Raw genomic sequence first — 8623 nt, 5'->3', positions numbered from 1 at the left:
CCGCCTTTCAATTTCGCACCATGCGGTGCAAAATGTTATCCGGTATTAGCCCCGGTTTCCCGGAGTTATCCCAGTCTTATAGGCAGGTTACCCACGTGTTACTCACCCGTCCGCCGCTAACTTCTTAAGAGCAAGCTCTTAATTGGTTCGCTCGACTTGCATGTATTAGGCACGCCGCCAGCGTTCATCCTGAGCCAGGATCAAACTCTCCAATAAAGTGTTTGTCTAGCATCATAAATAAAAATTGACGTTTCACGTTGTTTGTTTCGTTCAGTTTTCAAAGAACTCATCCGCCGCTCAATTGCGACTTTCTTATGTTAACATCTCAGTCATTCAATGTCAACTAAGTTTTTTATTTTATTTTCGCTTTCTGCTTTGTTGCAGCAGCGACTCGTATAATATTACTCCTCTATACAATAATAGTCAATAGCTTTTTTAATTTTTTTGATATTCCTAGTTACATTATTTTGTTTTGTGTAGCTGCCACTTATATGTAAAAAATCAAAGTGAATTTAGATGAATACTCCCCCACTGATAAAAAACCGCCCAATCGGACTTTTACGGACAGTTATCCCCCACCTATCTTCTTCGATTTTTTCGGAATCTTGAGGCGGGGGGTTACTGTCCCTTAATGCGGGATAAAACCGACAGCAATTCACAATTACGTTAACTTATAGGAAGAATTCAAAAAAACCTTAATTTCACGAACCAATTCCGCTGCATGATCAAACATCATAGCATGAGACGACCCAGGAATTACAACTGTTTTACTTTCACTTAATTTACATTCAACATTTTTTATGAATGCTAATTTCTTATTAAGGTCCCCTTCTTTTTCCGCTGGTAGAAATAATACTCTACATTGAACATGATCATACAAATCCTCTAACCTTCTATCATAAAGATCTTCCGCAATCTGTCTCATATTCTCCTTCTTAGACACAAACGTCACTTTTCCATTCGGAAGTTCTCGAGGCTTATAATCCTCCATAACTAAAGCTCTGTTCGTATTCCATGGCAGCCATGTCTTTTTCATATACTGTATCAAATCTTCTCTTGAATCAAATTCCTGCTCCGGATTAGAAAAGCACTTATTTATATGTTCTTCTTTCGATTCAGTATACAAGCCGCCATCTCCTGAATGATTGACTAAAGCTCCTTCAGAATTAACTAAGGAAATAACCCTATCTGCATACGTGGATGCGAACATTGTACCAACATAACAACCAAGCGAACTTCCTACTATATGAGTCTTATGAATGCCGAGGACATCTAGTACCTCTCGAATGTCTTCAACTAAAGTTTCAAGTTGATATCCATTTTCAGGATGATCCGTATTGCCATGCCCCCTTATATCGATAGCAATTACCCGATATTCTTCTGTAAACTTTGGAACAATACTTCGCCAAATTGCTGCACTTCCTCCCATATAATGCAGGAATAAAATTGGCTCACCATTCTGGCTATACTCATACGCTTTAATTTTTACTCCCTTTGTATTTACCGTGTATTCTTTCATTCCCTAATCCCCCTTTATTCCCCCTAGTTCATGAAGGGAACTTCGTGACTTCTCATTTATTTTATCGTATATTGATGACAAACAATGTCACTAATACCAGGAGATATTTTTATGTCTAGAACAGGAAGATTATTTGAGCTATTAATTACACTAAATACAAAACATCGCTTTACCGCTCAAGAATTAGCAAATGAATTTTCAGTATCCAAAAGAACGATACTTAGGGATTTACATCTATTAAGCGAAATGGGTGTCCCTCTTTTTTCTTCCCCCGGGCCAAATGGTGGCTACACACTTATAAGGGAGCAAAAACTTCCTACTATCTCATTAACACCAGAAGAAGCAACAGGATTACTGCTATCCTATAAACTTTTAGAGGATGGACCTTTTACACAAGAAATTATATCAACCATTACTAAAATCCGTTCCGGTATGTCCGTAGAGATGCTTCAAAAAATTGAGACATTACAAGATAGACTAGCTATTGATTCTCCGAAAAGAAGCTTTAAAAACCATTACCTCAAAGAACTTTTACAAGCATCATTAGACAAAAAACACCTGCAAATAGAGTATGAATCCCGGTCCGGATATTCAATCCGAACAATCTTTCCTTATGGACTCGTTCTAGCTAACGGAATATGGTACTCCCCTGCATTTTGTTATAAACGAAAAAGGAATGTACCATTTCGAGTCGATCGCATTATTTCCCTTAAAATACAACACGATTTCTCAGAGCCGATTCCAGTAGATATGACCATTCCACAATGGTTAAATCAAACAGAAGCCTCACCAAAAGAACTTACTTTGCGAGCAACATTAACTAAAAAAGGCTGTAAAATGCTAGATCCTCATCCTATTGGGGAATGGATTCAAGTTATCCCTAATGGTACGGGAGTAATCGAAGAACAGTTTAGAGAGTCAGATATACCATTTATCGGAGGACTATTCCTTAGTCTTGGGGCGGAAATATTAATAGAGGAGCCTGTAGAATTAATACAATTTGTACGGGAAAAAGCGCTGGAAGTTATTAGCCGGTACAAAAAAATATAAAGCGTCTCCTTATTTCAAATCTACTGAAGTTTTACTTGCACCTACAGTTACGTGAGGCTGTATGTTCAAAGTAACCAAATTGACATAGAAAAGGAGATAGATATAGCATGAGTATTAACAGCACATATTCAATCGGAGAATTTTCTACAAAGACCGGGACATCCATACGAACATTACATTATTATGATGAAATTGGGTTACTCAAAGCTGAAAAGCACCCTCATTCTGGTCACCGCCAATACACCGAGCAGGACGTGCTTACGCTGCAAAAAATTGTTGGTTTTAAATTTTTAGGCTATAGCTTGGACCAAATTAGTAAAATGATGAATGAATCTAGTTTGAACGTAACCTTACACGATACGCTACAAAACCAAAAAAGGGCTTTTGAACAGAAAAAAGAACAAATCGAAACGGCGCTAAAAGCGATTAATCGTACGATTCGATTGATAGAAGATAAAGAAGAAGTGGACAGTACAATCTTAATGAGTTTAATAAACAGCATGCAAGCAGAAAAACACCAACAACTATGGATTGAACAACATACATCAAAAGAAATAGCTGATTGGTTATTTAACAAGCCTGAGGAAGAAATGATCGCATTAGATAAAGAATTTATCAAGTTGTCTAAGGAAGTAAAAAGATTAACAGGAAGACCAGTTCATACTCCCGAGGTACAAGAGTTAATGGATAAACATATGAAAACAACGCTTAAATTTGTTGGTAAAGAAGCGATGTACGCTATACAAGATATAGAAGAATTAGAAAAAGAAGAACTTGAAAACATGACTCCTTCTCCATACACAAAAGAGGAAGAGGAATGGTTAAACCAAGCGATGGAGTATTATATGATTCAAAATGGTATGTATGATCCAAAGATAGATTAAGACGACTGTACATATATAAAACAAGTTCGCATTAGAATAAAAGAAGTAGCCTGTTTGGATCAACCTTTTTCCAAAATAGGCTATTTATTATGGATAAATATAGTCATCATCGTAATTGAGTTTATAATCTACCTTATTTCACCAATTCATAGTATATAATTAATTCATACAACCAAATCCCAATTTAGAAGCAGGTGAAACAATGGAGACCGTTCGCGTACTTATAGCTGATGATGAAAAAGAAATAAGAGATTTGTTAAAAAAATACCTTGAAAGAGAATTCTATACAGTAGATACAGCAGTCGATGGTGAAGAAGCTCTTCATTTATTTAAGCAAAACCAATATAACCTCGTCATATTAGATCTAATGATGCCGAAAATAGATGGGATCGAAGTATGCAAAAGACTTAGAGAGCAAACAAACATCCCTATATTAATGCTTACTGCTAAAGATCATGAAGTAGATAAAATTTTAGGATTAAGCATAGGCGCAGATGATTATATTACAAAACCTTTCAGTATTCATGAAGTAGTGGCACGAGTAAAAGCCCTTATGAGACGTTTTTTAGTATTAGGAAGCGACGCTACCCTTCATGAACAAACAGTCATTTCGTTCAAAGGGCTAACCATTGATTTGAAAAAATACACAGTTACTGTAGATGAAGAAGAAATAGCTTTAACAGCGAAAGAACTAGAGTTACTAAAGTTTTTCGCTTCTAACCCCGAACAAGTATTTACGAAAACGCAACTCTTTCGCAACGTTTGGGACAGTAACTATATAGAAGATGATAATACAGTTATGGTACATATTAGAAAGCTTAGAAAGAAGATCGAAGCAGACCCTTCAAACCCTAAATTTATTCAAACTGTATGGGGTATCGGTTATAAATTTGTAGGTGAAAAAGATGAAAAACGATAAAGTTCTCTATCTGATTTTATTTCAGCTAATCATTATTACGATACTTCTATTTATTGAAATGAGTCATATATTTAAACTCATTTTATTTACGGTATTATTTCTTATCACGATAAGTCTTTTCTTAATAAGAACCCACTTTATTCAAAGCCGAAAGTCTATTATTACTAGCTTACAACGAGCGATTCATGGGAATTTACATACAAGGCTATACACAACCAATGATAATTCTTTAGATGATGTCATTTTTTCTATAAATGAATTGATTACAGAGCTAGAAAAGGTACAAGTTGATGCTAGAAAATCGCAAGAGGCTAGAAAACAGCTCTTATCTAGTATTTCACATGATATTCGAACACCCCTTACTTCCATTATTGGATATGTTGACGCTTTAAAAGATGGGATTGCTTCTTCAGAAGATGAAAGACGAGAATATCTCGAAATACTCTCAAAGAAATCAAACAGCTTGAAACAGTTAGTTGATCAAATATTTAATATGGCTAAGCTAGATGCAGATGAATTTCCTATAAAGAAAGAGTCTCTCGATTTTGCTGAGATTACTAGAGAATCGCTAATTGAATTTTTACCTGAACTATCAAAACAGAACATAGAATTGCAAGTTCATATTCCAGAAACACCTTGCCCTATTACAGCGGATCCCCTTAGTCTTGTACGAATTATAGGTAACCTCATAAAAAACGCGATATATTACGGGAAAACTGGGAAGGTAGTGGGAATAGAACTACTAGAAACCACGTCTGCATACCAACTACTCATTTGGGACAAAGGACCTGGAATCTCAAATAACGATTTAGAAAACGTATTTGAAAGAATGTATAGAAGTGACCAATCAAGGAATGCTTCACATGGTGGTAGTGGTCTGGGACTCGCTATCGCAAAAGCTCTCGTCGAAAAAAATGACGGAGACATATGGGTAGAAAGCATCCCATGGGAGCAAACTACATTCGGCTTTTCCATTCCAAAGCAAACTACTTTTAAGAAATAGTTAAGAAATGATTAAGCCACAGTTAAATCCTCCTTTTTATTATGTAAGTAAGATGTCATAGAAAGTGGGTGTTCCAAAATGAGCGCAATTATAAAAACTACAAATCTTACTAAAATTTATGGCAATCAAAAATCAGTGGATAATCTCAATATAACAGTAAATCAAGGGGACATTTATGGGTTCATCGGACGAAACGGTGCAGGTAAAACAACGACTATTCGAATGCTATTAGGTCTCATAAAGCCTACAAGCGGAAAAATCGAGATATTTGGAGAGGATTTTTCTCAAAATCAAAAAGAAATTTTAAGAAGAATTGGTTCTATCGTTGAAGTTCCAGGTTTTTATGAAAACCTTACTGCGAGAGAGAACTTATTAATTAACGCAAAAATAATCGGAGTGCATAAAAAGAATGCTATTGAAGAAGCACTAGAAATTGTCGGCTTGCAGCATGAAACAAAAAAGCTGGTAGGTAAATATTCTTTAGGAATGAAACAACGGCTAGGAATCGCAAGAGCACTTCTCCACTATCCAGAACTATTAATACTTGATGAACCGACAAATGGTTTAGATCCAATTGGTATTAAAGAAATGCGCAAGCTTATTAAATCTTTAGCGCAAGAAAGAAATATTACGATATTAATTTCCAGCCACATTTTAGCTGAGGTCGAACAGCTAGTTGATCATATGGGAATTATTCATGAAGGGAAGTTATTAGAAGAGATTTCTCTCGATGCACTTCGAAAAACAAATCGTAAATACTTAGAATTCCAAGTAAACGAAGATAATAAAGCTGCGATGCTTTTAGAAAAACAATTTCATATTTTTGATTATGAAGTACATGACGAAGGAAATATTCGCGTTTATTCTCACTTCGGACAACAAGGACAGATTAATAAAATGTTTGTTCAAAACGATATTGAAGTATTAAAAATTATAATGAGCGAAGACCGATTAGAGGATTACTTCACCAAATTGGTTGGAGGTGGGACAATTGGTTAATCTACTATATACGGAACTATTAAAATTGAAACGATCTAATATGTTCTTAATTAGTATTATCGGGGCAGCTGTAGCACCTTTTATGATAGTAGTCGCATCATATATACACGTAAAAACAAAACAGCCCACTAAAGCTATTCTGTTTACCGATTTATTTACTGACGCCCATCTATATACCCTTTTAGTAATTGGAGTTCCTTTATACGGAGTTGTCACTGCTTATCTCTTTAACCGTGAGTATACAGAAAACACATTAAAAAATTTATTAACGATCCCTGTATCACGTATTAGATTTATCATTAGCAAGTTTATTCTCCTTTTTATTTGGATTATGACATTGACTATGGTTTCTTGGGGATTAACTCTACTATTAGGATTATTAGGAAGCTTTCCTGGTCTAAGTAATGCATTAATTCTACAGTCTTTCATGAAGTTTTTAATAGGGGGCGGATTTCTTTTTATCTTATCCACTCCTATTGTATTTCTAACTCTTATAATGAAAACATATGTGTCACCTATTATATTAACCATCGTTATTACAATGATAAATGTTATGACCGCCAATTCAGAACATAAAGATCTATTCCCTTGGGCGGCAACAATAGATATCGTAAATAACAAACTCCAACCAACATATCCACCAGAATATTCTTATGTGATCATTGCCGCTACAGCTATTATCGGCTTCATCGCAACAATATTCTATTTCAAAAGAGTGGATATTCATTGATTTAGCTACTCATCAAGAAGTAGTAGTGCCTCATGAAAAAATAGTTGTAGACTACAAAGGGTTTCCTGCACATGAAAGCACTTTTTGTTAACAAAAACTAAAGTATCGCAAAACCTTGAAGCAATCCCTTCAGAAGTTCTGAAGGGACTCTTTCATTCACATAATAAGCATTATATAGATTTATTGACAGGCACCTAAAGGGTTTCCGTCAGGATCAAAAAATGTAAAGAATTTAGTAGTCCCTTCTCCACTAATAGAATTTACTTTGACACCACGTTCAATTAACAGTCGGTAAGTCTCATTAATATCCTTAGGGATAAAGTTATAGTACTTTCCCACTCCAAAGTTATTCTCAGGAAACTTCATTGGTTGATGATTAACAGTTCTTACAAGACATACTACTGTTTGTGAACCTTCTTCGATTTTCATAACTGCAGCTTCGTTCTCAATATAAATAAGTTTAAATCCTAATTTTTCTTCATACCATTTCGCTGAAATTTTTGGATCTTTGACTGGTATAAATACACCTTCCATTCCAGCCAATAATGATTGCGACATTGCTATATCCCCCTTAGAAGTTTTTCATTATTTTATTCGTTCACATTTACGCTAAAGCCTTCTTTTTTGTTCGAATAATTGATACCCTAGCTTGTGAATAACGTACCGAAGTTAGAAGGAGTTACCATATAGCATATTCATGTTTAATTAAGAGAGATTAATATGTAATACATAAGAATTTATACGTTAAGAGATAGAAGAGTAAAAATATAGAGTTCACTTAGAGAAGAAGTGAATGTGCCACGAATTAAAAATCGGTAGAACATAAAGATGAAACACAATCTTCTGAGGAGAACACAAAACGAAAATAAAAATATTGAGTATAACATGTATATTCATCGCAATTAAGAGCACATTATATACAAATATAAAGGAGGTGTAATTATGAATATTCAAAGACACGGTTATAATACAAATGAAATTCTTATTGCAGGTGCTACAAGTGCAATTGAGCAAATGAAATATGAAATTGCTCGTGAACTTGGAGTCACACTTGGTCCTGAAACGTCTGCACGTGCCAATGGTTCTGTCGGAGGAGAGATCACAAAACGTCTTGTTCGGATGGGTGAAGAGAAGTTAGTGGGTCAATATAGAGTCCATTAAAAAATTTACATAAAGTGAACAATTAAAATACACAAACACAAAAAAACCTAAGTCAAATTGACTTAGGTTTTTTGCCTGGCAACGTCCTACTCTCACAGGGACAAAGTCCCAACTACCATCGGCGCTAGAGAGCTTAACTTCCGTGTTCGGTATGGGAACGGGTGTGACCTCTCTGCCATCATTACCAGACTTATGAAGGTATATTCCTTCAAAACTAGATAACATTTGCTTCATATTGTTTGATTAAGTCCTCGATCTATTAGTATTCGTCAGCTCCACGTGTCACCACGCTTCCACCTCGAACCTATCAACCTGATCATCTTTCAGGGATCTTACTAGCTTAACGCTATGGGAAATC

The 8623-nt window shown here is 35.3% G+C and carries 9 protein-coding genes and 3 rRNA genes; 7 read left to right on the top strand and 5 right to left on the bottom strand.

Annotated elements, in window-relative coordinates; translation table 11 throughout:
- Both BR72_RS16945 and BR72_RS25030 read right to left on the bottom strand, forming a co-directional pair.
- Positions 1 to 216: ribosomal RNA gene (locus tag BR72_RS16945) — 16S ribosomal RNA — on the bottom strand; the annotation flags it as partial.
- A 445-nt stretch (positions 217 to 661) separates the two neighbouring features.
- Positions 662 to 1519: an alpha/beta fold hydrolase gene (locus BR72_RS25030; RefSeq protein ID WP_051957350.1), complete on the bottom strand. Its 858-nt coding sequence runs from the start codon at positions 1517 to 1519 to the stop codon at positions 662 to 664.
- A 111-nt stretch (positions 1520 to 1630) separates the two neighbouring features.
- Here BR72_RS25030 and BR72_RS16935 point away from each other — a divergent pair, with 111 nt between their 5' ends.
- The 6 genes from BR72_RS16935 (at position 1631) to BR72_RS16910 (ending at position 7104) form a co-directional block, all read left to right on the top strand.
- Positions 1631 to 2569: a helix-turn-helix transcriptional regulator gene (locus BR72_RS16935; RefSeq protein ID WP_035434766.1), complete on the top strand. Its 939-nt coding sequence runs from the start codon at positions 1631 to 1633 to the stop codon at positions 2567 to 2569.
- Positions 2570 to 2676: 107 nt separating this feature from the next.
- Complete coding sequence (locus BR72_RS16930; RefSeq protein WP_035434762.1) at positions 2677 to 3453, top strand: MerR family transcriptional regulator; 777 nt, start codon at positions 2677 to 2679, stop codon at positions 3451 to 3453.
- Positions 3454 to 3655: 202 nt separating this feature from the next.
- Positions 3656 to 4372, top strand: coding sequence for a response regulator transcription factor (locus BR72_RS16925; RefSeq protein WP_035434761.1), 717 nt, complete (start codon positions 3656 to 3658; stop codon positions 4370 to 4372).
- The gene (locus BR72_RS16920; protein WP_035434760.1) at positions 4359 to 5375 is read left to right on the top strand and encodes a sensor histidine kinase; all 1017 of its coding nucleotides are present in this window, start codon (positions 4359 to 4361) and stop codon (positions 5373 to 5375) included. Before BR72_RS16925 ends, BR72_RS16920 begins: the two co-directional genes overlap by 14 nt.
- A gap of 78 nt (positions 5376 to 5453) precedes the next feature.
- Positions 5454 to 6374, top strand: a complete 921-nt coding sequence (locus BR72_RS16915; protein WP_035434759.1) for an ABC transporter ATP-binding protein — start codon at positions 5454 to 5456, stop codon at positions 6372 to 6374.
- The gene (locus BR72_RS16910; RefSeq protein WP_035434758.1) at positions 6367 to 7104 is read left to right on the top strand and encodes an ABC transporter permease; all 738 of its coding nucleotides are present in this window, start codon (positions 6367 to 6369) and stop codon (positions 7102 to 7104) included. Before BR72_RS16915 ends, BR72_RS16910 begins: the two co-directional genes overlap by 8 nt.
- Positions 7105 to 7284: 180 nt before the next feature.
- On the opposite strand, the gene BR72_RS16905 is transcribed toward BR72_RS16910, so the two are convergent.
- Complete coding sequence (locus BR72_RS16905) at positions 7285 to 7662, bottom strand: VOC family protein (protein WP_035434757.1); 378 nt, start codon at positions 7660 to 7662, stop codon at positions 7285 to 7287.
- Between the two features lie 384 nt (positions 7663 to 8046).
- On the opposite strand from BR72_RS16905, the gene BR72_RS16900 reads away from it, so the two are divergent.
- Positions 8047 to 8265: an alpha/beta-type small acid-soluble spore protein gene (locus tag BR72_RS16900; protein ID WP_035434756.1), complete on the top strand. Its 219-nt coding sequence runs from the start codon at positions 8047 to 8049 to the stop codon at positions 8263 to 8265.
- 73 nt (positions 8266 to 8338) lie between these two features.
- Here BR72_RS16900 and rrf read toward each other — a convergent pair.
- Positions 8339 to 8454, bottom strand: a 5S ribosomal RNA gene (gene rrf / locus BR72_RS16895).
- A 50-nt stretch (positions 8455 to 8504) separates the two neighbouring features.
- Positions 8505 to 8623: ribosomal RNA gene (locus BR72_RS16890) — 23S ribosomal RNA — on the bottom strand; the annotation flags it as partial.

The sequence above is a fragment of the Bacillus sp. UNC322MFChir4.1 genome (genome assembly GCF_000746135.1).
GTDB lineage: Bacteria > Bacillota > Bacilli > Bacillales > Bacillaceae_G > Bacillus_A.
This window is presented reverse-complemented; position numbering and strand designations above follow the sequence as displayed.